Source organism: Stenotrophomonas sp. 704A1 (assembly GCF_030549525.1).
Taxonomy (GTDB): Bacteria; Pseudomonadota; Gammaproteobacteria; order Xanthomonadales; family Xanthomonadaceae; genus Stenotrophomonas; species Stenotrophomonas tuberculopleuritidis.
Genome location: NZ_CP130831.1, coordinates 1,752,485 through 1,774,996 on the forward strand (window position 1 = coordinate 1,752,485; position 22,512 = coordinate 1,774,996).

Sequence of the window (22,512 nt, forward strand, 5' to 3'; positions counted from 1 at the left end):
GCTACTTCGTCGCTGGCGATCCGGGCTTGCCTCGGATTTCGGCCTGCTCCGCGTACTCCCTGGATATCGCCTCCAGCCCCCCTATGGCGAAGTGGTACAGGTGGCTCGCAATCGTCTGAGAAGGCATCTGGAAGATCTCCTGCAACGGGCCGGGGAAACTGCGTCCACCGACCAGCAGCATCAGGCAGGGGGCGATCACGTTGAGCAGGCACCGGGTCAGGGCGGGGTCTTCCGGGGGTATCTGCGTGATCTCGCCGAGCATGTGCTTGAGGAGCGCCATCTTCGGCTGTGCTTCGTCCTGGAAAAGGATCTGCAGGTGCGAGGTCGGGGACAGCACTTCCCTGGCCAGGACACGCAACTGCCATGCTTGGGGTTCCTGAGTCGCGCGCTCGACCAACTGCTCGATCAGCACGCGCAACTTCGACGAGGGAGACAACCCGCTGCCGACGAGTTGCCGCAGGGCGGCCATGTCCAGCAGCCGGCCATGAGACGCCGCCAGCACGGCTTGATACAGACCACTGCGGTTGCCGAAGTGGTAGTTGATCGACGCCAAATCCACCTGGGCCTGGGCAGCGATGGCCTTTGAGGAGGTCTCGGCATACCCCGTGGTGGCGAACAGCTCGCCCGCCGCCTCAAGTATCCGGGTTCGGGTGGCCTCGCCATCCGAGCGAAGTCCGCGTGCAGGTTTGTTCATTCCTCGATTGTCCAGAGCAGCAGGTACGGCTTGCATTCTCGCCTAGACTAAAACTAAAATCAATTTAGTGTTATCGTAGCGCACCGCATCGTTCTGCCTCCATTCCGACTTCCTGGATCGTTTGACATGAAGAAGCCCCTCATTGCCCTTGGTCTCCTTGTAGTGCTGGCGCTCGGCGCATGGGCCTGGATGCATCAGCGGGATAAAGACCACGACGGTGCGCTGGTGCTGTACGGCAACGTGGACATCCGGCAGGTGTCGCTGGCTTTCGATGGCAGTGGCCGCGTGGCCGAATTGAAGGTCGATGAAGGCGATGCGGTGAAGGCGGGTCAACTGTTGGCCACGCTGGACACGCAAACGCTGGCCTTGCAGGCCGAACAGGCGCAGGCGCAGATCGGCGTGCAGCAGCAGAATCTGTTGCGCCTGAAGAACGGCTCGCGCCCCGAAGAACTGGCGCAGGCGAGAAGTAGCTACGCCGCTGCACAGGCCGATGCCGAGCGTGCGCGCAAGGACTTGGCGCGATTGCAGGGGATTGCCGCCAATACCGACAACCGTGGGGTCAGCGCACAGGAATTGGATCGCGCCCGTGCCGCCGTGCAGGTCGCCGACGCGCAGGCGGCGCAACAGCGCGACGCGCTGCGCCTGACAGAAATCGGCCCGCGCAAGGAAGACATCGCCGCCGCCGAGGCGCAACTGAAGTCCTCCGAGGCGCAATTGGCACTGTTGCAGCATCAGGTTTCTCAGGGCCAGTTGATCGCGCCATCCGATGCCGTGGTGCGCTCGCGCCTGCTGGAACCGGGTGACATGGCCACCCCGCAGAAGCCGGTGTACGCATTGGCGATCACCCGTCCGAAGTGGGTGCGCGTGTATGTGAATGAACCGGATTTGGGCAAGGTCAAGCCCGGCCAGTCCGCGCGCGTCACCACCGACAGCGCACCGGACAGGCCCATCACCGGCAAGGTCGGCTATATCTCCTCGGTCGCCGAGTTCACCCCGAAAGCGGTACAGACCGAGGAACTGCGCACCAGCCTGGTCTATGAGGTGCGGGTGGTCGTCGAGGACAACGACGATGCGCTGCGCCTGGGCCAGCCTGCCACTGTCGTATTGGGCGGCGACACGCAATGAGCCGAGCCGAGCCAGCCGGCGCCAGCGTCGTCGCCGACAGCCTGCGCAAGACCTTCGAGGCGCCGGGCGGCGGGCCGCTGCACGCGGTCGATGGCGTGTCGCTACAGGTGCGCCAAGGCGAGCTGACAGCATTGGTTGGCCCGGATGGCGCCGGCAAGACCACGTTGCTGCGAATGATGGCCGGCCTGTTGAAGCCCGACGCCGGCAGCCTGCGGGTGCTCGGGATCGACGTGGCGCAAGACCCGCAGGCGGTACAGGATCGCATCAGCTACATGCCGCAGCGCTTCGGCCTGTACGAAGACCTGAGCGTGCAGGAGAACCTCGACCTCTACGCCGACCTGCATGGCGTGCCGCAGCAGCAGCGCCGCGAACGCTTCGCCCGACTGCTGGACATGACCGACCTGGCGCGCTTCACCGACCGGCCCGCCGGCAAGCTCTCCGGCGGCATGAAGCAGAAGCTCGGCCTGGCCTGCACCCTGGTGCGTTCGCCTGACTTGCTGCTGCTGGACGAACCCAGCGTCGGCGTCGATCCGCTGTCGCGGCGCGAACTGTGGAAGATCGTGCAGCAACTGGTCGAGGACGAACAGCTCAGCGTGATCGTCAGCACCGCCTACATGGACGAGGCCGAGCGCTGCGCGCAAGTGTTCGTGATGAACCTGGGCAAAGTATTGGCCGAAGGCACGCCGCAGACGCTGGCCGAACGCGCACGCGGGCTGGCCTTCGTTGCGCCGCCGGCCGCAGGCACGCCAGCCCGCGACTTGCAGGCCAGGCTGATCGACGCCAGCGAGTTGATTGTCGATGCCGTTCCCAGCGGCGGCGCAGTGCGTTTCATCCGCCAGCCGAATGCGGACGAAGCAAAGATCGCCGCGTTGCTCGATGGTTCGCCCCCGCAATCGCGCACGGAAGAACTGGAAGACGCCTTCATGATGTTGTTGCGCCAGCATCAGGACGGCGACGAAGCGGCTTCGCCACAAGCCACGACACCGCAGGAAGCGAACGTCGATGCGCCGCGCGATGACGGAAAACCCGTGATCGTGGTGCGCGACCTGGTGCGCAAGTTCGGCGATTTCACCGCCGTGGCCAGCACCTCGTTCGAGGTCGCACGCGGAGAAATCTTCGGCCTGCTCGGCCCCAACGGGGCCGGCAAGACCACGACCTTCCGCATGTTGTGCGGCCTGCTGCCGGCGACCAGCGGCTATCTGGAAGTGGCCGGCCTGAACTTGCGCCATGCCCGCGCCAAGGCACGCGCGCGCATCGGCTACGTGTCGCAGAAGTTCGCGCTGTACGGCAACCTGAGCGTGCGCGAGAACCTGGAGTTCTTCGGCGGCGCCTACGGCCTGCGCGGCAAGGCCCGAGACGCGCGGGTGGACGCGATCATCGAGCAGTTCGCGCTGGAACCGAAGGCGCTCAGCGGCCAGTTGCCCGGCGGCTACAAGCAGCGCCTAGCGATGGCCGCCGGCCTGCTGCACCAACCGGAGATCCTGTTCCTCGATGAGCCGACCAGCGGCATCGACCCGCTGGCGCGGCGCGCGTTCTGGCGCACCATCACCGCCCTGGCGCAGGGCGGCACCACCATCATCATCACCACCCACTTCATGGAGGAGGCCGAATACTGCGACCGCATCGCGATCCAAGATGCCGGCAGGATGCTGGCGCTGGGCACGCCGATACAGGTGCGCGAGCAAGCCGGCGACGCCGGCGGCGACATGAACAGCGCGTTCATCGCCATCGTCGAGCAAGGCCGAGCGAAGGCGGCCGAAGGAGTGGCGGCGTGAGCACGCACGACACACAAAGCGGGTTTCTGCGCCGCTTCACCGCCCTGCTGCGCAAGGAAGTGCGGCAGATGCTGCGAGACAAGAGCAACCTTGCGGTCGGCCTGCTGTTGCCGGTCGCGCTGATCCTGCTGTTTGGCTATGGCCTGTCATTCGACGTGAAGAACGCGCCGGTCGCGGTGGTGCTGGAAGACCGCTCGCCGACCGCGCGCGAACTGGTCGATGGCCTGCAAGGCTCGCCGTATATCGCGCCGTTGTTTGCTGCCGACATGGCCGAGGCCGAGCGCTTGATGATGGCCGGCACGGTGGATGGCATCGTCCGAGTGCCGATGGATTTCTCGCGCCGCTTGAACGCCGGCGATGCGCGCATCCAGTTGCTGCTCAACGGCGTGGATTCCAGCTCGGCGCAGACCATCGAAGGCTATGTGAGCGGCGCGATAGGTTCATGGGCGCAGCAACAGGCGGATCGCGCCGGCAACAAGCCCGCCGGCATCGGCAACGTCGAGGTCGTGCAGCGGATGTGGTTCAACGAGGCCGGCGAAAGCCGCTGGTTCCTGATCCCCGGCCTGATCGTGCTGGTGCTGACCCTGATCGGCGGCTTCCTGACCTCGCTGCTGATCGCGCGCGAATGGGAGCGCGGCACGCTGGAATCGCTGTTCGTCACCCCGGTGCGGCCGATGGAGATCGTGCTGTCGAAGATCGCGCCGTACATGGTGGTCGGAGTGATCGACTTGGGTCTGTGCCTGCTGGCCGCGCACTTCCTGTTTCACGTGCCGATGCGCGGCTCGCTGGTCGTCATCGTCATCGCTGGCCTGCTGTACCTGATGGTGTCGCTGCTGCTCGGGCTGTGGATCTCCGGGGTCACCCGCAACCAGTTCCAGGCCAGCCAGATGGCACTGCTGGCCAGCTTCATGCCGGCGATGATGCTCTCCGGCTTCGTGTTCGACCTGCGCAACGTGCCGGTGGTGATCCAGGTCATCAGCCAACTGCTGCCGGCCACGCACTTCATGGCGTTGATCAAGACCCTGTTCATGGCCGGCAACAACTGGCCGGTGATCTTCCTGAATTGCGGCATTCTCGCGCTGTATGCGTTGGTGTTGATGTTCGCCACGCAGCGCACGTTGCGCAAGACCTTGAGGTGACTGCGATGCATGCCTTTTTCGCCACCCTGGCCCAGATCGGCGCGCTGATCCGCAAGGAAATCCTCGCCTTGGTCAAAGACCCCGCCAACCGCGCCATGCTGTTTGCTCCAGCACTGATGCAGGCGCTGCTGTTCGGCTATGGCGCCACCTACGACCTCACCAACGTGCCCTACGCGGTGCTTGACCAGAGCCGTGGCCAAGCGTCGGCTGAATTACTGGCACGGCTGGACGGAACCGGCGTGTTCCACCGCGCCGCCACCCTGACCAACTCCTCGCAGATCGCAGGAATGATCGACGGTAACGATGCGCTGATGGTGCTGAGCATTCCCGCCGATTTCCAGCAGCGCCTGAATGCCGGCCAGAGCGCGCCGCTGCAGGTGATCTTGGACGGGCGCAATTCCTCCACCGCCGGTTCGGCGTCTGCTTACGTCGGCTCTATCGTCGCCAGCTACAACGCTTCGCTGGGCGGCGGTGCAGCCGGTATCGCGATCGAGCGCCGCGCCTGGTTCAACCCCAACTTGGAATCGCGCTGGAACATGATGCCGGGGCTGATCGGCGCACTGAGCATGTTGCAGACCTTGCTGATCGCGGCGCTGTCGGTGGCGCGCGAACGCGAGCAAGGCACCTTCGACCAGTTGCTGGTCACGCCATTGACGCCGTTCCAGATCCTGATCGGCAAGGCGATCCCGGCGATTCTGGTCGGCCTGCTGCAATCGACCATCATCTTCCTGGTCATCCTGTTCTGGTTCCAGATCCCGATGAACGGCTCGGTGTGGCTGCTGTACGCAGGGCTGCTCACCTTCAACATCGCCGCGGTCGGCGTCGGCCTGTCGGTGTCGGCGGTGTCTCTGAGCATGCAGCAGGCGATGCTCTACACCTTCCTGCTCATCATGCCGCTGATGCTGCTCTCCGGCTTGCTGACGCCGGTGAAGAACATGCCGGAAATCCTGCAGGTCGCCACCTACGCCAACCCGCTGCGCTTCGGCATGAGCATCGTGCGCCGGGTGTATCTGGAAGGCGCCGGTTTCCTCGACATCTGGCGCGATTTCATTCCCTTGCTGGTGATGGGCGCCATATCGCTGCCGCTGGCGGCGTGGCTGTTCCGCAATCGCCTTTCCTGATCGAGTATCGTCATGCACGCACCGCGCTGTTCCAATCGTCTCGTCCCCCGCCTGCTCGCCGGTGCGCTTGCCGCCGCACTCGCCGGTTGCGCCGTTGGCCCGGATTTCGTCAAGCCCACGCCCGCCGCACCGGACGATTGGACGAGTTGGCGCAGCGGTGATGCGTCGCTACGCATTCCGACCGAAGCCACTCAGGCATTGCCGGCCCAGTGGTGGCTGGCATTCAACGACGCAACCCTCGATGCGTTGCAGCAGCGCGCTTTCGATGCCAGCCCCGACCTGCGCACCGCCGCGCTGCGCTTCGCCCAGGCGCGCGCGCAGCGCAACACGGTGGCCGCGCAGCGCGGGCCGGAAATCAACGCCAGCGGCAGCGCCACCCGCCAGCGCCAGAGCCAGAGCGGTGCCGGCACGCGCATGATCGGCATCATGGGGGCCGACCCCAGCCTCACCGAGTTGCTGGCCGAACCGTTCACGCTGTACCAGGCCGGCTTCGACGCCTCGTGGGAGCTGGATTTGTGGGGCCGCGTGCGCCGATCCGTGGAAGCCGCCGATGCCGATGTCGGCCACCAGGCTGCGCTGCTCGATCTGGCCCGCCTTGGCCTGACCAGCGACGTGGCGCGCAATTACTTCGAGCTGCGCACCGCCCAGCGGCAGATCCGCTTGATGCGCGAGGACATCGCCGCACTGGAAGACCGCGCCGCGCTGCTGCAAGCGCGCGTAGAAGGCGGCGTGCTCGACCACACCGACCTGCAACGCCAGCGCGCCGAACTGGCCGCATTGAAAGCGCAACTGCCGCCGCTGCTGGCACAGGAAGCCGCCAGCGCCAATCAGATCGCACTGCTGCTGGGCGAACGCCCGGGCGCGCTGCGGGCCGAACTCGCACCGCGCGAAGCCGACGCCGGGACTTCGTTGCCCGATCTTGCCCTCGGCTTGCCATCGGAAGTTGCGCTGCGCCGCCCCGACATCCGCGCCGCCGAAGCGCGCCTGCACAGCGCCACCGCCAGCATCGGCATCGCCAGGGCCGACCTGTACCCCAGCATCCGGCTTGGTGCGACGTTCGGTTACGAGTCCTACCTGAGCGGCGAATTTTCTGACTGGGGCAGCCGCACCTGGTCGGTTGGCCCCAGCCTCGGCCTGCCGATCTTCGACCATGGCCGACGCAAGGCCACCGTGCAACTGCGCGAACTGCAACAGCAAGAAGCCGCCATCAACTACCAACAGACCGTGCTGAAAGCTTGGCAGGAAATCGACGATTCGCTGTCCGCCTACAGCGCCGAGCAGCGTCAGGCGCGCGAACTGCAAACCCGCAGCGATGCGGCTGGCGATGCCTATCAGCTTGCACAGGCGCGCTACGACGGTGGCGTCACCGATTTCACTGCCGTACTCGACGCCCAGCGCAGCTATCTACAAGCCCGCCGTGACCTGGCGGCCAGCGAGGGACGTTTGAGTACGCGCTACGTCACCGTCAACAAGGCCATCGGCAACGTGCCGTTGGACACGGAGAACGCGGCAGGAAAAGGGATGGAGTGAGGAGAGAACCATGCGGAAAAATGGCCCTGAGCTGGAAGCAGACATGTCGAAGACCCCTGCCGTGGCAAGGCGCACTGCGCTGGTGGTAGGACTTGGCATCAGTGGCATCGCGTGCGCGATTGCGCTGCACCGTGCGGGGTGGCTTCCCGTCGTTGTCGAACGTGCGCCAGCCCGCCGCCGGGGCGGCTACTTCATTGCCGTGATGGGTGTGGGGCGATCGGCTGCCGCCGATCTAGGAGTCGGAGACCGCTTGGTCGATCACAGGGCCGAAAGCATGACCTATGTCATCGATCGGCAAGGGAATCGATCTCCGGGCCTGAGTTTCGCCGACATACCGATCAATCCCTACCTCACCATGCGGGGTGATGTCGAAGACGCAGTTTGGAAGACATTGCAAGAGGTCGCGCCCGACACGGAAATCCACTTCTCGACCACTCCGACCGCGATCGAGCAAAATGGGGATTGTGTCGAGGTGACGCTTGAAGGGCCGCAGGGCGTGAGCCGCCGCTGGTTCGACCTTGTGATCGGTGCCGATGGCATCCGCTCCACGGTGCGCCGTCTTGCATTCCCTCCTGCGCTTGGCGGCTTGCAGCGTCTTGGCACCATGATCTGCGCCTATGCGCTTCAGGAGGATCTACCCACGCTGCCAAGCGGGGTCGGAGGGCAGATCATCGAGCCTGGTCGTTCGTTCACCGTCTTTCCCTTCGATGATCGGCGATCGACGGTACTGTTCTCCTGGTATGCGGCCGATCCTGATGCCGAGCGTAAAGGGAAGGCCGCCGAACAAATCCGCAAGGCATTCGGGCCAGAGCCTCTCGGCCCTATCCTGGAAGCTGCATTGGGGCAACTGGAGACGAGCGAGGCGGCCCTGTTCGACATCGCCGAGCAGGTTCGCCTTTCCACTTGGTATCAGGGGCGCGTGGTGCTGGTCGGTGATTCGGCCTGGTGCCCATCACTTTACTCGGGCATGGGCGCGTCGAGCGGCCTGGCCGGCGCCAATGTGCTGGGCAAGCGTCTCGAAGAACATGGCGACGACATCGCAGCCGCCCTCGCCGACTGGGAAGCCACGATGCGGCCACGGATAGCGGAGTTCCAGAAGTCGGCCGGAACCGGCATTGGCGTCTTCACCCCCGCCAGCGACAAGGCAATCCGCATCCGCAAGCGTGCGATGTCACTTTTGACCAATCCCATAGTGCGCTGGGTGTTCTCGCACGTGGGCAAATTTCTGCCCGTCATGCAGCAACGGGAACGTCCGATTTTCTGAGTGTTCACTGCCGTCAGGTTGTGGGGGGTAGAGCTTCCAATCCAAGCGTCTGATCCAGATGGCATCAGGCTAAGACAGACTTCATCAGGGGGCAGCAGAGTTATGGAGATCCGACACCTGCGCTGCTTTCTTGCGGTAGCTGAAGAACTGCGCTTTGCGCGGGCAGCGGAACGACTGCACATGGAGCAATCGCCATTGTCGCGGGCGATCAAGGAGTTGGAAGAAGACTTGGGTGTGGCGCTGTTCGTCCGCACCACGCGCACCACTCGACTGACCCGCGCTGGCACGCTGTTCTTGGAACACGTGCGCCGCGTGTTCACGGCCTTGGAACAAGCACGCGACAGTGTAAAAGCGGCGGCAAACGGTTTTCATGGCCAATTGCGCGTGGCCTTGTCGGACGGCATTACGCCCTCGCGCTTGCCGGCCGTGCTGGCGCTATGCCGGCAGGAGGAGCCGGAAGTCGAAATACGGTTCTTCGAGGTGCCGCTGTCGCAGCAGATCAAGGGCCTGCATGACGACCTGTACGACGTGGGGTTCACGCAGTCCGATGAAGTGGGTGATGGCATCACCGCCATACCTGTCTGGAGCGACCCGATCATGGTGGCGGTGCCCGCACGGCATCCGCTGCTAGCCCACAAGCGCATTCCGCTGGATGAACTGCTGCGCTATCCGCTCGTCCTGTGTGATCCGCAAGTGTGTGAAGGCCCCGCCAAGCACGTCGATCGGATACTGCGCCGGGTGGACATGGAGCCATTGGTCGCAGAACGAGTCGCTTCGTGTGATTTGATGATGGCGCTGGTATCGGCCGGCTTCGCGCTTGGTCTGGCAGGTGCCGCGCGTATTGCCGCCAGCCATGAACCGGGCGTAGTCGCCCGGCCGCTGGCGCTGCGCGTGCCACCGCTAACGACCTACCTACTGCACGCCGCAGGCGAGCCGTCCGAGGAGCTTGCGCGGTTCATTGAGCGCGTGCAGGCCGTCGAATCACCGGAACCCCCAAGGCCCAAGCCGGGCCATCATTCCGATTCCCTGGAGGAACCTGCGCCATGAAGAAGATCGTCCCATTCTTGCTGGTGGCCGCGTTGACTGCCTGCGGCCAGTCCGAAACGCCTCAGAAGGCCAACACTTCGGAAGCGAATATCCCAACGGTGGAAGAACTGGCGGCCAATCCCGAACGGCTCAAGGAACTGCGCCAGCAATGCAAGACCGACCGCCCGAAGCTCGGCGACGTGCTGTGCAATCGGGTGGCCGAAGCCACGCGCAAGCGGTTCTATGGCGACGGCGAAACGCCGTACACGCCGCCGAAAGAACCGCCCAAGTTCTGATCGTTGGCGGTTCGCCGCATCGTCTTCATTTTTTGATCGACACGCCGCAATGCGCCTGCGCTTGCGGCGTTTTTCTTTGGCTGGCTGTCGCACTCATTCTGTCTTTTTGCTCGACCTTTCTGCTGAAAACGGTCTTTGACCGGCACTGACCCGGCACCGAACCTGACGCCTGCGGCACGCCCTTGTGTCGCTTCTTCCATGAGGAATCAGCGCAGGAGAAATCGGAGGCCAGGTCATGCAAGGGACGAACGTGCTGTTCGGTCAGATCGCCGTGGTATTCGGCATCGTGATCGCCGGAGTGTGGGGCGCCACACAATGGACAGCCGCGGCCCTTGGCTATCAAGTACGCCTTGGCTCGCCCTGGTTCGACTTCCTTGGCACTTCGATTTATCACCCGTGGAAGCTGTTTGAGTGGTGGTTCTTCTTCGGCGCCTATGCGCCGGAAGTCTTCGACACCGGCGGCGCCATTGCCGGCGCCAGCGGCATGGTCGCCGTGGTCGTCGCCATCGCCATGTCGGTCTGGCGCTCGCGCCAAGCGCGCCTGGTCACGACCTACGGCTCTGCGCGCTGGGCGAACGCTCAGGACATTCGCAAAGCCGGCCTCACACAGCCGGCCGGCGTGTTCCTCGGCCAGCACGACCGCCAGTACCTGCGGCACGAAGGGCCGGAACACGTCCTGACCTTCGCGCCCACCCGCTCGGGCAAAGGCGTGGGCTTGGTGGTGCCAACGCTGCTGTCTTGGCCGGCGTCGGCCGTCATCCACGACATCAAGGGCGAGAACTGGCAGATCACCGCCGGCTGGCGCTCGCGCTTCTCGCATTGCCTGCTGTTCAACCCGACCGATGCGAAGTCGGCCGCCTACAACCCGCTGCTGGAGGTGCGACGCGGCGCGCATGAAGTGCGCGACGTTCAGAACATTGCCGACATTTTGGTTGATCCCGAAGGCGCGCTGGAGAAGCGCAACCATTGGGAGAAGACCTCGCACGCGCTGCTGGTCGGGGCCATCCTGCATGTGCTCTACGCGGGCGAGGACAAGACGCTGCGCGGCGTCGCCAACTTTCTGTCCGATCCGGCCAGCCCGTTCGAGCTGACCTTGCACCGGATGATGACCACGCCCCACCTGGGCGATGGGCCGCATCCTGTCGTCGCTTCCGCTGCGCGCGAAGTGCTCAACAAGTCGGATAACGAGCGTTCCGGCGTGTTGAGCACCGCCATGTCGTTCCTCGGCCTGTACCGCGACCCCACGGTGGCCGAAGTCACGTCGCGCTGCGACTGGCGCATTGCCGACCTGATCGCGGCAGAGCATCCGGTGTCGCTGTACCTGGTGGTGCCGCCTTCGGACATATCGCGCACGAAGCCGCTCATCCGCCTGATCCTCAACCAGATCGGCCGGCGCCTCACCGAATCGCTCGATGGCTCCGACGGCATCGAGCGCCGCCACAAGCTGCTGCTGATGCTCGACGAGTTCCCGGCGCTGGGACGACTCGACTTTTTTGAGACGGCCTTGGCCTTCATGGCGGGCTACGGCATCCGCAGCTTCCTCATCGCGCAGTCGCTCAACCAGATCGACAAAGCCTACGGCCAGAACCATTCGATTCTGGACAACTGCCACGTCCGCGTGACGTTTGCGACGAACGACGAACGCACGGCCAAACGCATTTCCGAGACGCTGGGCACGGCCACCGAACTGCGCGCTCAGCGCAACTACGCAGGCCATCGGCTCGCGCCGTGGCTGGGCCACCTGATGGTGTCGCGGCAGGAGACGGCCCGCCCGCTGCTGACGCCGGGCGAAGTCATGCAGCTTCCGCCGGACGAAGCCGTGGTGATGGTGTCCAGCGTGGCGCCGATCAAGGCGAAGAAGTTGCGCTACTACGCGGACGCCAATTTCAAGCGCCGCGTGCTGCCGCCGCCCGCGCTTGCGGATGCGCAATACGCCGACGTGCCGCCGCTGCGCCCGGACGACTGGAGCGGGCTGGCCATTCCGCCAACGCCCGCCGCACCGGCCGCCGCATCCGCTAACGGCCTGGAGAGCTTGGCCGCCGACGACGGCGGCCCGCGCCGCCAGCCCGAGCTTTCGGAAGCCGTCGCCTACGCCCCCGAGCTGGCCGCGCCTGCGGCCGACCTCGCGCTGCTCGACGACGACGACCTGCCGCTTCCCCTTCCTCGCCAGCTTGATCCGGCCATGCAGCGCACGGCCCGGCTGGCTTCCCTCGACCCCAACGACGGAATCGAGCTATGAGCCACTACCGCCTCAACCTGTTCATCCAGCCGGAGCACGCCAAGCGCCTGGACGAGCTGGCCGCCAAGAAAGGCGTATCCAAGTCCAGCATCGTCGCCGCTGCTTTGGCGTCCTGGCTGTCGCCGGACGCAGCAGACCAGCGCGAGGCGGCAGTCGCCAAGCGGCTGGATCGCCTGTCGCGCCAAGCCGAGCGCATGGAGCGCGACCAGAACATCCAGATCGAGACGCTGGCGCTGTTCATTCGCTACTACCTCACGGTCAGCACACCAGTTCCCGAGGCGCACCAAGAGGCTGCCCGCGCCCAGGGCAAGGCGCGCTTCGAGCAGTTCGTTGAACAGTTGGGCCGCCACCTGCTGCGCGGGCGCAGCCTGGTGCGTGACGTGGTGGAGGAACTGCACCCCGATCCGATGCGAATGGAGGACGCGGCGGCAGCCGCGCAAGCGCAGGAGCGTGCGTCATGAGCGCCGCTCCGCAGTCCATGAGCGCCACGTCGCTCGACCGCCGCATCCAGATGCTGCGCACGGCGATGGGGCCGCTGATCGCCACCGCGCTCGAAGACCCGGACGTGATGGAAATCATGCTCAACCCCGATCGCACCCTGTGGGTGGATCGGCTGTCGTCGGGCCGCGCGCCGATGGGCGTGGAGATGCCCGAGGCCGATGGCGAGCGGATCATCCGCCTGGTCGCCGCCCACGTCGGCGCGGAGGTGCATCGCGGCCAGCCGCTGCTGTCGGCGGAACTGCCCGAAACCGGCGAACGCTTCGAGGGCATCTTGCCGCCGGCTGCGCCGGGGCCGGCCTTCGCATTGCGCAAGCGGGCCATCGGTGTGATCCCGCTGGAGCGGTACGTCATCGACGGGATGATGACCAGCGTCCAAGCGGGCTTTCTCGTTCGCGCCGTGCGCGAGCGGCAGAACGTCTTGATCGCCGGTGCCACCAGCAGCGGCAAAACTACACTCGCCAATGCGCTGCTGGCCGAGATCGCCGCCACTGGCGACCGCGTGCTGGTGCTCGAAGACACGGTGGAGCTGCAATGCGCGGCCCGCGACCACGTACCGCTGCGCACGCGCGCAGGTGTGGTGTCCATGACGGAGCTGGTGCGTTCGTCCATGCGCCTGCGCCCGGATCGTGTCGTCGTCGGCGAGGTGCGCGGCGCCGAGGCGCTGGATCTCATCAAGGTGTGGGGCACGGGCCACCCCGGCGGCATCGCAACGATCCACGCCGGCTCCGCGCTCGGCGCACTGCTGCGCCTGGAGCAATTGATTCTCGAAGTGGCGGTGAACCCGCCCCGTGCGCTGATCGCCGAGGCGGTCAACGTGGTGATCCACATCGCCGGGCGCGGACGCAAGCGCCGCATCGAGAGCATCGCGCGCGTCGTCGGCTTCGACGGCGTGGGCTACCAACTGGCGGACGCGCTGGAAACGCCGTTTCCCGAGCTGCCGCCGATCCCCGATGCCGCACCCGCTGCGGCGACTTTCCCATCCCCTGACTCACTTGGAGAACTGCCATGACGCAGACGACCGTTCCTGCTTTCCGTGTTTCCGTAAATCCGCCTTCGCACCTGTTCAACCTGGCGCGGTTGCGCAGCCTGGCCCGCCCTGCGGAGCAAGGGCTGCTGCTGGCCGCGCTGCTGCTGTTCCTGGCCGGAACCGCACAGGCTGCCGGTTCCTCGATGCCGTGGGAAGGCCCGCTGCAATCCATTCTCGAATCCATCCAGGGGCCGGTGGCGCGCATCGTCGCGGTCATCATCATCATCGCCACGGGCCTCGCGCTCGCCTTCGGCGATACGTCGGGCGGCTTCCGCAAGCTGATCCAGATCGTGTTCGGTCTGTCCATCGCGTTCGCAGCTTCGAGCTTCTTCCTGTCGTTCTTCAGCTTCTCCGGCGGGGCTGTCGTATGAGTGCCCCCGACACCTTCGCGGACGGCTTCGAGGTGCCGCTGCATCGGTCGCTCACGGAGCCGATCCTGCTTGGCGGTGCGCCGCGCACCGTGGCGATTGCCAACGGCACGCTGGCCGCCGCTGTCGGGCTGGGCCTGCAACTGTGGATTCCGGGTGTGGTGCTCTGGATCGTCGGCCATTCGCTGGCGGTGTGGGGAGCGCGCGTCGATCCGCAGTTCATGGCCGTGTTCGCCCGGCACATCAAGCACCGCCCGCTGCTGGACGTGTGAGGGGACGCCGCCATGCTGAACCTTGCCGAATACCGCCAGCGCCCGGCCTTGCTCGCCGACTGGCTGCCGTGGGCTGGATTGGTTGCGCCGGGCGTCGTCTTGAACAAGGACGGCAGTTTCCAGCGCACGGCCCGGTTTCGCCGGCCTGACCTCGACAGCGCGACGCAAGGCGAGCTGATTGCCACGTCAGCGCGATTGAACAACGCATTGCGCCGCATGGGTTCGGGCTGGGCGCTGTTCATCGAAGCCGAGCGCCGGCTTGCCGCCGACTATCCGCACTCGGAGTTCCCCGAGCCGCTGTCGTGGCTCGTGGAGGAAGAACGCCGGGCCACGTTCGAGGAATCGGGCAGCCACTTCGAGAGCGGCTATCACCTGACGCTGGTGTACCTGCCGCCCGAAGAATCCCGTGCCCGTGCAGCCAAGATGCTCTACGAGAACACGCCGACGAATGGCGTGGACTGGCGCGAGCGGCTGCAAGCCTTCGTCGCGGAGACGGATCGCGTCTTTGACCTGCTCGATGGCGTGATGCCGGAAATCGCCTGGCTCGATGACAGCCAGACGTTGACCTACCTGCACGCCACCATCTCGACGCGACGCTACCGCGTCGGCGTGCCCGAAGTGCCGTTCCACCTCGATGCGTTGCTGACCGATTCCGCCCTGGTCGGCGGGCTGGCGCCCATGCTGGGCGACCAGCACCTGCGCGTGGTGTCGGTGCGGGGCTTCCCGACCTCGACCTGGCCGGGGATTCTGGATGACCTCAACCGCCTCGGCTTTGCCTACCGCTGGAGCACGCGCTTTCTCTGCCTGGACAAAGCCGAGGCGGAACGGGAGTTGGGACGCCTGCGCCGCCAGTGGTTCGCCAAGCGCAAGAACGTCATCGCGCTCCTGCGCGAAACGATCTTCCAGCAAGAAAGCCCGCTGGTCGATACCGACGCCAGCAACAAGGCGGCCGACGCCGACGCAGCCTTGCAGGAGCTGGGCAGCGATCAAGTTGCCTTCGGCTACTTCACCGCCACGGTGACGGTGCTCGATGCCGACCCGGCCGTGGCCGACGAGAAGCTGCGCATGGTGGAGCGTGTCATTCAAGGACGCGGCTTCATCACCATCCCGGAAACGCTCAACGCCGTGGATGCGTGGCTGTCGTCCATTCCGGGCAACGCCTACGCCAACGTGCGTCAGCCCATCGTCTCGACGCTGAACCTGGCGCACATGATGCCCCTGTCGGCGGTATGGGCCGGGCCGGAGAAGAACGACCACCTCGACGGCCCTCCGCTGATCGTTACTCGCACCGATGGCGCGACGCCGTTCCGGCTGGTCACGCACATCGGCGACGTGGGCCACACGCTGGTCGCGGGGCCGACCGGCATGGGCAAGTCGGTTTTTCTCGCCACGCTGGCAATGCAGTTCCGCCGCTATCGCGGCTCGCGCATCTTCGCGTTCGACATGGGCCGCTCGATGCGCGCCACGGTTCTCGGGTTGGGCGGCGAGCACTACGACCTCGGGACGGATGGCGAAATCGCCTTCCAGCCATTGGCACGCATCGACCGCGAAGGCTACCGCACCTGGGCGGCCGAATGGATCGAAGGCCGCTTGCTGCATGAGGGCGTGGCGGTCGGCCCCGACGAGAAGGCGGCTATCTGGTCGGCGTTGGGAAGCCTCGCCGGTGCGCCGTTGGAGCAGCGCACGATGACGGGGCTTTCCGTGCTGCTGCAATCGAACACGCTGCGGCAGGCGCTGTCGCCCTATGTGCTCGGCGGTGCCCACGGCAAGCTGCTGGACGCCGACCATGACCGGCTCGGCATGGCCAACGTGCAGTGCTTCGAGATGGAGGAGCTGATGCACAGCAAGGCCGCCGTCATGGCCGTGCTGCATTACCTCTTTGCGCGCTTCGATGAACGCTTCGACGGTGCGCCCACGCTGCTGATCCTAGATGAAGCGTGGCTGTTCCTCGATGACCCGGTGTTTGCCGCGCGTATCCGGCAATGGCTCAAGACGCTCAGGAAAAAGAACGTCAGCGTCATCTTCTCCACGCAGAGCCTCGCGGACGTCAAGGAATCGAGCATCGCGCCCGCGATCATCGAGAGCTGCGCGAGCCGCATTTTCCTCGCCAACCCGCAGGCGACCGAGCCGCAGATTCGCACGATCTACGAGGGCTTCGGCCTCAACAGGCGGCAGATCGAAATCGTCGCCACCGCGCAGCCCAAGCGCGACTACTACTACCAATCCCGCCTCGGCAACCGCCTGTTCGACCTCGACCTGGGGCCGGCGACGCTGGCGTTCGCGGGTGCTTCCACGCCGCAGGATCAGCGCGACATAGACCGCGTGCTGCTGGACGCCGGCGTGCCCGGCTTCGCGGGCGCCTGGCTGCGCCATCGCGGCCTCGATTGGGCGGCCGAGCTGCTGCCCTCGTTCCCCGGCCTTGCGCCGGGTTCCCTCGCTGACCAACCCCTGGAGAACCTGCCATGAAGAAGCGTCTTATCGCCGCCGCCATCGCGGCCATGCTTTGCACCGCCACCGCCCATGCGCAATGGGTCGTAGTCGATCCCACCAACCTCGTGCAGAACACGCTGACCGCGATCCGCACGCTGGAGCAGATCAACAACCAGATCCAGCAGCTCCAGAACGAAGCGCAGATGCTGATGAACCAAGCGCGCAACCTCGCCAGCCTGCCGTCCAGCGTGGCGAACCAGTTGCGCGCCAATCTGGCGACGACCGAGCGACTGATCGCCCAGGCTCGCGGCTTGGCCTACGACGTGACGAATCTGGATCGGGAGTTCGCGCGCCTGTATCCCGAGCAGTACGCCGCCACCGTCAGCGGCGACCAGATGTACCGCGATGCGCAGGAGCGTTGGCGAAACACGCTCAACGGCTTGCAGACCACGATGCAGATGCAGGCGCAGGTGTCGCAGAACCTGGGCGAAGACGAAAGCGTGCTGGCCGACCTCGTGGGCAAGAGCCAGTCGGCCCAAGGCGCGCTGCAAGCGATGCAGGCCATGAACCAACTGCTGGCCTTGCAGGCCAAGCAGTCGATCCAGTCGCAGAGGCTCCAGATCACGCAAGACCGGGCCGCTTCGCTGGAGCTGGCACGTCAGGCGGCGGCCACGGAGCGCGCCCGCGAGGTACGCCGGCGTTTCATGGGCGACGGCACCCCGTACACGCCGCAGCGCGTGGATTTCTACGGCAACTGACGGGAGGCCGCCATGCGATACGTCCTCGCCCTGTGTGCCGCGCTGCTGGCCGCTTGCAGCGAACAGCCGGCCACCAACCTTCCCGATGCCCTGGCCGCCGATCCCGTGCGGCTCAAGGCATTGCGCGCGCAATGCGCCGCCGACCGGCAGGCCACGGGCGAGGACGCTTGCCGCGCCGCCGCCGAAGCCTTCCGGCGGCGCTTCTTCTCCGGCCAGGCCGGGCCGGATGAATACCAGACGCTGGCCGACCTGCCGCCGATCCCGCCCAGCTTCGAGGAACCGGCCGATGGCGTGGCGCCGGCCGTTCCCGCCGAACCGGAGGACACGCCATGAATGACGTGACCATCATCGACCAGTTCCTCAACACATTCGCCGCCTACATCGACTCGGGTTTCGGACTGCTGCGGAGCGAAGTGGCGTTCCTCACGGCCACGCTGATCGTCATCGACATGACGATCGCCGGCCTGTATTGGGCCATGAGCCATGCCACCGGCCAAGGCGAGGACGTGATCGCCAAGCTGCTGCGCAAGGTGCTCTACGTCGGTGCCTTCGCCTACATCATCAACAACTTCAACTGGCTGGCCAGCATCGTGTTCCGCTCGTTTGCGGGACTAGGCATCACCGCCACCGGCTCGGCCATCACGATGGAGAACTTCTTGCAGCCGGGCCGGCTGGCGAAAACTGGCCTTGACGCGGGCGGGCCGATCTTCCTTCAGCTCGACGACATGATGGGATTTCCCGAGGTGTTCTTGAACCTCGATGCCATCTTGGTGCTGTTCATCGCTTGGCTGGTCGTGGTGCTCTGCTTCTTCGTGCTGGCGATCCAGCTTTTCATCACGCTGATCGAGTTCAAGCTGACCACGCTCGCCGGCTTCGTGCTGGTGCCGTTCGCGCTGTGGAACAAGACGAGCTTTCTGGCGGAAAAGGTGCTGGGCAACGTCGTGGCCTCCGGCGTCAAGGTGCTGGTGTTGGCCGTGATCGTCGGTATCGGCTCGGGCCTGTTCACTCAATTCCAAGTCCATCCCGATGAGCCGTCCCTCGACCATGCGCTGGTCATCATGCTGGCCTCGCTCACTTTGCTGGCGCTCGGGATCTTCGGCCCTGGCATCGCCACGGGCCTTGTGTCCGGTGCGCCGCAGCTCGGCGCGGGCGCGATGGCGGGCGCGGCCATCGGCGCAGCCGGAACGGCGGTGGCCGTCGGTGCCGCCGCAACTGGCGTGGGCGGTGCGGTGGCGGCTGGCGCGCGCATGGCCCCGGCTGCCGCCAAGCTGGCCGGCAGCGGTGCGCGCGCCGCCACGTCGGCGGCCAGCAGCGCGAAATCTGCGTTCCAGGCCGGTTCCGCCGCCGCCGGCGGTGGCGCGAAAGGCGCAATGGCCGGCCTAGGCAACGTCGCCAAGACCGGCGCGCAGGCAGCCGGGCGAGGCGCCGCATCCCGTGCCTCCGCTGTCGGGCAGCGCATGGCTGCTCCCTTCCGTGCTGGCTGGAATGGCGCTGCGGCTGACAGTGGCGCGGGTGCGGCATCCGGTCAGGGTGCCGGCGAGGCCACGCCCAGCGCCAGCAGCGCGCAGACGCAGGAACAACCTGCCTGGGCGAAACGACTGCATCGCCGCCAGCAGCTCACCCATGCCGCGACCACCACCGCCCACGCGCTGCGCGGTGGCGACGGCGGCGGCTCCGGCCAAGGGCCGAGCCTGCGCGATTCCGATTCATAAGGAGAACTGACCATGCGATTCAAGAAACCGCAGGTGCGCTACGCCGACACGCCGCAGCCTGCCACGCCGTACCAAGCTGCCGGCCAGGTGTGGGACGACCGTATCGGCTCGCCGCGCGTGCAGGCGAAGAACTGGCGGCTGATGGCCTTCGGATGCCTGACGCTCGCGCTGCTGATGGCCGGCGGCCTGGTGTGGCGGTCAGCGCAGTCCATCGTGACGCCCTACGTCGTGGAGGTGGACAACGCGGGCCAAGTGCGTGCGGTCGGCGAAGCAGCCACGCCCTACAAGCCCAGCGATGCGCAGACCGCGTACCACCTCGGCCGCTTCATCGGCTTGGTGCGCTCGCTGTCCATCGACCCCATCGTCGTGCGCCAGAACTGGCTCGACGCCTACGACTACACCACCGACAAGGGCGCGGCCGTGCTCAACGACTACGCGCGGGTCAACGACCCGTTCGCTCGCATCGGCAAGGAGTCGGTGACGGTGCAGATCACCAGCGTCGTGCGCGCCAGCGACACGTCTTTCAACGTGCGCTGGACGGAACGCCGCTACGTCAACGGCGCCGCGGCGGGCCTGGAGCGGTGGACGGCCGTGGTGTCCATCGTGCTCCAACCGCCGCGCACCGAAGAACGCCTGCGCAAGAACCCCCTGGGCATCTACGTCAACGGCCTGTCATGGAGCCGCGAACTGGATTCTTCCGAAGGAGCCATGCCATGAATGATCTTTTCCGTAATTCCGCTTTGCCGGTGATCCTGCTTGCCTTGGCGGGCTGCGCCACGCAGGGCAAGCCGCCGCCGACCATCTCACTCGATGAGCCGGTGCAGGCCCAGCCGCTGCCAGAGCCGCCCGCGCCGGTGGAGGTGGTGGCCGTGCCCGAGGTGCTGCCGATGCCCGCGCAGTTGAAGCCGTTGCCCGAAGCCGAGGACGCCAAACCTGTGCCGGAGCCGGCAGACGAGAAGGTGCGCGTTTCGCGTGCCAATGCCGAGGCGCGCGTCGCGCCCACGCGCGAGGGCTACGTCAACGCGATTCAGGTGTGGCCGTATAGCGATGGTGCGCTGTACCAAGTCTATGCAGCCGTGGGCCGCGTGACCGTGGTTTCGCTCCAGCCGGGCGAGGAGCTGGTGTCGGTGGCCGCCGGCGATACCGTGCGCTGGATCGTGGGCGACACATCGAGCGGCAGCGGCGCCGACCTGCGAGTGAACGTGCTGGTCAAGCCGATCCGCTCGGGCCTCAAGACCAATCTCGTCATCACTACCAATCGCAGGACGTACCTGCTGGAGCTGGCCTCGACGGAAAAGACGTGGATGGCATCCGTGTCTTGGGAATACCCGCGCGACCGAATGCTGGCCTTGCAGCGCCAGGCGCAAGCGGCCAGCACCGCCGCGCCGGTCGATAGCGGGCTGGCGCTGGAGAACCTGCGCTTCCGCTATGCCATCAGCGGCAGCAATCCGCCGTGGAAGCCGCTGCGTGCCTTCGACGACGGGCAGAAGGTCTATATCCAGTTCCCGCCCGGTATCGCTCAGGGTGAATTGCCGCCCTTGTTCGTGATCGGGCCGGAAGGCGACGGGCAATTGGTCAATTACCGCTTCCGCTCGCCGTACTACATCGTGGATCGGCTATTCGGTGCCGCCGAACTGCGCCTGGGTGGCGACAAGGGCGACGTGGTGCGAATCGAGCGCACGGATAGCGTGGCACGGAGGAACTGACCATGAGCCAGGACGACACCCCTGACCTCGCCACGCCGCAGGCGGGCAAGGTCGCGCCCGAGGCGGTGGCGCTGCGCGCCCAGCCGCGCCCGGTCACGCGCCTGAATCGGCGCACGCTGGCCATCCTCGTCGGCGGCCTGTCGGTCGCCGTACTCGGGGCCACGATCTGGTCGCTGCAACCGCAGCGGCGCGGTGCCAATGAGCAGACCGAGCTTTACAACGTCGATCGCGTGTCGAAGTCCGAAGGGCTGGATGGCCTGCCTTCGGACTACTCGAAGATGCCGCCGAAGGTGCCCGAGCTGGGGCCGCCGCTGCCGGGTGATCTCGGCCCAGCCATCGTGAACTCGCAGCGGCCGGTGACGCCGACGTATGTACCGCCGGGCCATGACCCCGAGGATGCCTTGCGCAAGGAGGCCGACGCGGCGGCGGCCTCGTCGGTGTTCTTCCGCTCGGGCGGTCAAGGCCAGGCAGCCGCCACGGTGGCGCAGGCGGCGCCGGGTGCGCCTGGTGGTGCAAGCACGCTGGCGGCCTTCGATCCGCTCACCGCTGGGCCAGCCTCGACGGCGGCTCAGCCTGCCGACCCGACCGCCGTGCAGAACCGGCAAGACCAGAAAGAGGCGTTTCTGAAAGCCGGTTCTACGGAAACCCGCAATTCCGGCAATCTGGCGCTGCCGGCGTCGCCCTATCAGGTGATGGCTGGGACGGTGATCGCGGGCGCGCTGGTGACAGGCATCAAGTCCGATCTTCCGGGCGACGTGATCGCCACGGTGACGGAGCCGGTCTATGACACGGCCACCGGCAAGTTCCTGCTGATCCCGCAGGGATCGCGCATCCTCGGACGCTACAACAGCCAGGTCAGCTACGGGCAGAGCCGCGTGCAGGTGGTGTGGAACCGGGTCATCCTGCCTGACACGTCCTCGCTGACGCTCGACAATCTTGTCGGCACCGACCCGGCCGGCTACGCCGGCCTGGAAGACGACGTGGACTGGCATTGGAATCGCATCGTCGCGGGCGCTGTGCTGACGACGCTGCTGGGCGTCGGCGCCGAGCTGGCTGCGCCGGAGAACCGCCAGGACGGCAACCGCATCGTCATCTCCGGGCGCGACAGCGCACAGGACAGCATCAATCAGGTCGGACAGGAGATCACCCGGCGCAACATGAACATCCAACCGACGCTGACCACGCGGCCGGGCCTGCCGGTGCGGATCATCGTCAATCGGGATCTGGTGCTGCGGCCTTACCAACCGCTGTTCTTCAATCGGGGAGCTTCGCAATGAGCACGACCAAGAAGCTGCGGCTCGGGCCGCTGCCCAAGACCGAGAACGTCAAGCTGACGTTCGCTTGCCCGGCCAGCCTGAAAGCCGACCTCGACCGCTACGCCGCGCTGCACGCGCAGACGTATGGCGAGCCGGTCGACACCATGACGCTGATCCCGCATATGCTGGAGGCGTTCATGGCGGGGGACCGGGGGTTTCGCAGGAAGCGATCAGGGTAAGGGTAGTCGCACTGCTGCTTCAAGACCGAAGCGA

The 22,512-nt window shown here is 66.1% G+C and carries 23 protein-coding genes and 1 pseudogene; 22 read left to right on the forward strand and 2 right to left on the reverse strand.

The window, feature by feature from the left end; translation table 11 throughout:
* Position 1: 1 nt before the first annotated feature.
* Complete coding sequence (locus Q5Z10_RS08260) at positions 2-694, reverse strand: TetR/AcrR family transcriptional regulator (protein ID WP_303638638.1); 693 nt, start codon at positions 692-694, stop codon at positions 2-4.
* A 126-nt stretch (positions 695-820) separates the two neighbouring features.
* On the opposite strand from Q5Z10_RS08260, the gene Q5Z10_RS08265 reads away from it, so the two are divergent.
* The 9 genes and pseudogenes from Q5Z10_RS08265 (at position 821) to Q5Z10_RS08300 (ending at position 9,970) form a co-directional block, all read left to right on the forward strand.
* A complete protein-coding gene (locus tag Q5Z10_RS08265) occupies positions 821-1,819 on the forward strand; it encodes an HlyD family secretion protein (RefSeq protein WP_013721761.1) in 999 nt (332 codons plus the stop codon).
* 83 nt (positions 1,820-1,902) lie between these two features.
* Positions 1,903-2,277: pseudogene (locus Q5Z10_RS21415) on the forward strand (ABC transporter ATP-binding protein); the annotation flags it as partial.
* Positions 2,278-2,745: 468 nt separating this feature from the next.
* Positions 2,746-3,594 carry an ABC transporter ATP-binding protein gene (locus Q5Z10_RS21420; RefSeq protein ID WP_414626067.1) on the forward strand — a complete coding sequence of 283 codons (849 nt, stop codon included), beginning with the start codon at positions 2,746-2,748 and terminating at the stop codon, positions 3,592-3,594.
* Entirely contained in the window at positions 3,591-4,733 is a 1,143-nt protein-coding gene (locus Q5Z10_RS08275) for an ABC transporter permease (protein WP_013721759.1), read from the forward strand. The genes Q5Z10_RS21420 and Q5Z10_RS08275 overlap by 4 nt, the downstream gene beginning before the upstream one ends.
* 5 nt (positions 4,734-4,738) lie before the next feature.
* Complete coding sequence (locus tag Q5Z10_RS08280) at positions 4,739-5,854, forward strand: ABC transporter permease (protein WP_013721758.1); 1,116 nt, start codon at positions 4,739-4,741, stop codon at positions 5,852-5,854.
* 12 nt (positions 5,855-5,866) lie between these two features.
* Positions 5,867-7,384 carry an efflux transporter outer membrane subunit gene (locus Q5Z10_RS08285; protein WP_013721757.1) on the forward strand — a complete coding sequence of 506 codons (1,518 nt, stop codon included), beginning with the start codon at positions 5,867-5,869 and terminating at the stop codon, positions 7,382-7,384.
* 43 nt (positions 7,385-7,427) lie between these two features.
* A complete protein-coding gene (locus Q5Z10_RS08290) occupies positions 7,428-8,648 on the forward strand; it encodes an FAD-dependent monooxygenase (RefSeq protein WP_049791321.1) in 1,221 nt (406 codons plus the stop codon).
* Between the two features lie 102 nt (positions 8,649-8,750).
* A complete protein-coding gene (locus tag Q5Z10_RS08295; protein ID WP_013721755.1) occupies positions 8,751-9,695 on the forward strand; it encodes a LysR family transcriptional regulator in 945 nt (314 codons plus the stop codon).
* Entirely contained in the window at positions 9,692-9,970 is a 279-nt protein-coding gene (locus Q5Z10_RS08300) for an EexN family lipoprotein (RefSeq protein WP_033834807.1), read from the forward strand. Before Q5Z10_RS08295 ends, Q5Z10_RS08300 begins: the two co-directional genes overlap by 4 nt.
* Before the next feature lie 25 nt (positions 9,971-9,995).
* On the opposite strand, the gene Q5Z10_RS08305 is transcribed toward Q5Z10_RS08300, so the two are convergent.
* A complete protein-coding gene (locus Q5Z10_RS08305; RefSeq protein WP_128654057.1) occupies positions 9,996-10,211 on the reverse strand; it encodes a hypothetical protein in 216 nt (71 codons plus the stop codon).
* On the opposite strand from Q5Z10_RS08305, the gene Q5Z10_RS08310 reads away from it, so the two are divergent.
* The 13 genes from Q5Z10_RS08310 to Q5Z10_RS08370 are packed head-to-tail and all read left to right on the forward strand — an operon-like array spanning position 10,206 to position 22,478.
* A complete protein-coding gene (locus Q5Z10_RS08310) occupies positions 10,206-12,209 on the forward strand; it encodes a conjugal transfer protein TraG (protein WP_061199196.1) in 2,004 nt (667 codons plus the stop codon). The two genes, Q5Z10_RS08305 and Q5Z10_RS08310, sit on opposite strands and share 6 nt — an antisense overlap.
* Positions 12,206-12,670, forward strand: coding sequence for a ribbon-helix-helix protein, CopG family (locus Q5Z10_RS08315; protein ID WP_034017149.1), 465 nt, complete (start codon positions 12,206-12,208; stop codon positions 12,668-12,670). Before Q5Z10_RS08310 ends, Q5Z10_RS08315 begins: the two co-directional genes overlap by 4 nt.
* Entirely contained in the window at positions 12,667-13,719 is a 1,053-nt protein-coding gene (gene trbB, locus Q5Z10_RS08320) for a P-type conjugative transfer ATPase TrbB (RefSeq protein WP_061199197.1), read from the forward strand. The genes Q5Z10_RS08315 and trbB overlap by 4 nt, the downstream gene beginning before the upstream one ends.
* On the forward strand, positions 13,716-14,108 hold the full coding sequence (locus Q5Z10_RS08325; RefSeq protein WP_061199198.1) for a TrbC/VirB2 family type IV secretion system protein: 393 nt from the start codon (positions 13,716-13,718) through the stop codon (positions 14,106-14,108). The genes trbB and Q5Z10_RS08325 overlap by 4 nt, the downstream gene beginning before the upstream one ends.
* Positions 14,105-14,377, forward strand: coding sequence for a VirB3 family type IV secretion system protein (locus Q5Z10_RS08330; RefSeq protein ID WP_046988731.1), 273 nt, complete (start codon positions 14,105-14,107; stop codon positions 14,375-14,377). Before Q5Z10_RS08325 ends, Q5Z10_RS08330 begins: the two co-directional genes overlap by 4 nt.
* A 12-nt stretch (positions 14,378-14,389) precedes the next feature.
* The gene (gene trbE, locus Q5Z10_RS08335; RefSeq protein WP_303638639.1) at positions 14,390-16,843 is read left to right on the forward strand and encodes a conjugal transfer protein TrbE; all 2,454 of its coding nucleotides are present in this window, start codon (positions 14,390-14,392) and stop codon (positions 16,841-16,843) included.
* Positions 16,840-17,565 carry a P-type conjugative transfer protein TrbJ gene (trbJ, locus tag Q5Z10_RS08340; protein WP_061199200.1) on the forward strand — a complete coding sequence of 242 codons (726 nt, stop codon included), beginning with the start codon at positions 16,840-16,842 and terminating at the stop codon, positions 17,563-17,565. The genes trbE and trbJ overlap by 4 nt, the downstream gene beginning before the upstream one ends.
* Before the next feature lie 12 nt (positions 17,566-17,577).
* On the forward strand, positions 17,578-17,898 hold the full coding sequence (locus Q5Z10_RS08345; protein WP_046985432.1) for a hypothetical protein: 321 nt from the start codon (positions 17,578-17,580) through the stop codon (positions 17,896-17,898).
* Complete coding sequence (trbL, locus tag Q5Z10_RS08350; protein ID WP_102905812.1) at positions 17,895-19,277, forward strand: P-type conjugative transfer protein TrbL; 1,383 nt, start codon at positions 17,895-17,897, stop codon at positions 19,275-19,277. Before Q5Z10_RS08345 ends, trbL begins: the two co-directional genes overlap by 4 nt.
* 12 nt (positions 19,278-19,289) lie before the next feature.
* Complete coding sequence (gene trbF / locus Q5Z10_RS08355) at positions 19,290-19,994, forward strand: conjugal transfer protein TrbF (RefSeq protein WP_061199228.1); 705 nt, start codon at positions 19,290-19,292, stop codon at positions 19,992-19,994.
* The gene (trbG, locus tag Q5Z10_RS08360) at positions 19,991-20,983 is read left to right on the forward strand and encodes a P-type conjugative transfer protein TrbG (RefSeq protein ID WP_061194847.1); all 993 of its coding nucleotides are present in this window, start codon (positions 19,991-19,993) and stop codon (positions 20,981-20,983) included. The genes trbF and trbG overlap by 4 nt, the downstream gene beginning before the upstream one ends.
* A 2-nt stretch (positions 20,984-20,985) precedes the next feature.
* On the forward strand, positions 20,986-22,260 hold the full coding sequence (locus Q5Z10_RS08365; RefSeq protein WP_061194848.1) for a TraB/TrbI/VirB10 family type IV secretion system protein: 1,275 nt from the start codon (positions 20,986-20,988) through the stop codon (positions 22,258-22,260).
* Positions 22,257-22,478, forward strand: coding sequence for a DUF2274 domain-containing protein (locus Q5Z10_RS08370; RefSeq protein ID WP_061194849.1), 222 nt, complete (start codon positions 22,257-22,259; stop codon positions 22,476-22,478). The genes Q5Z10_RS08365 and Q5Z10_RS08370 overlap by 4 nt, the downstream gene beginning before the upstream one ends.
* The last annotated feature ends 34 nt before the right edge of the window (positions 22,479-22,512 follow it).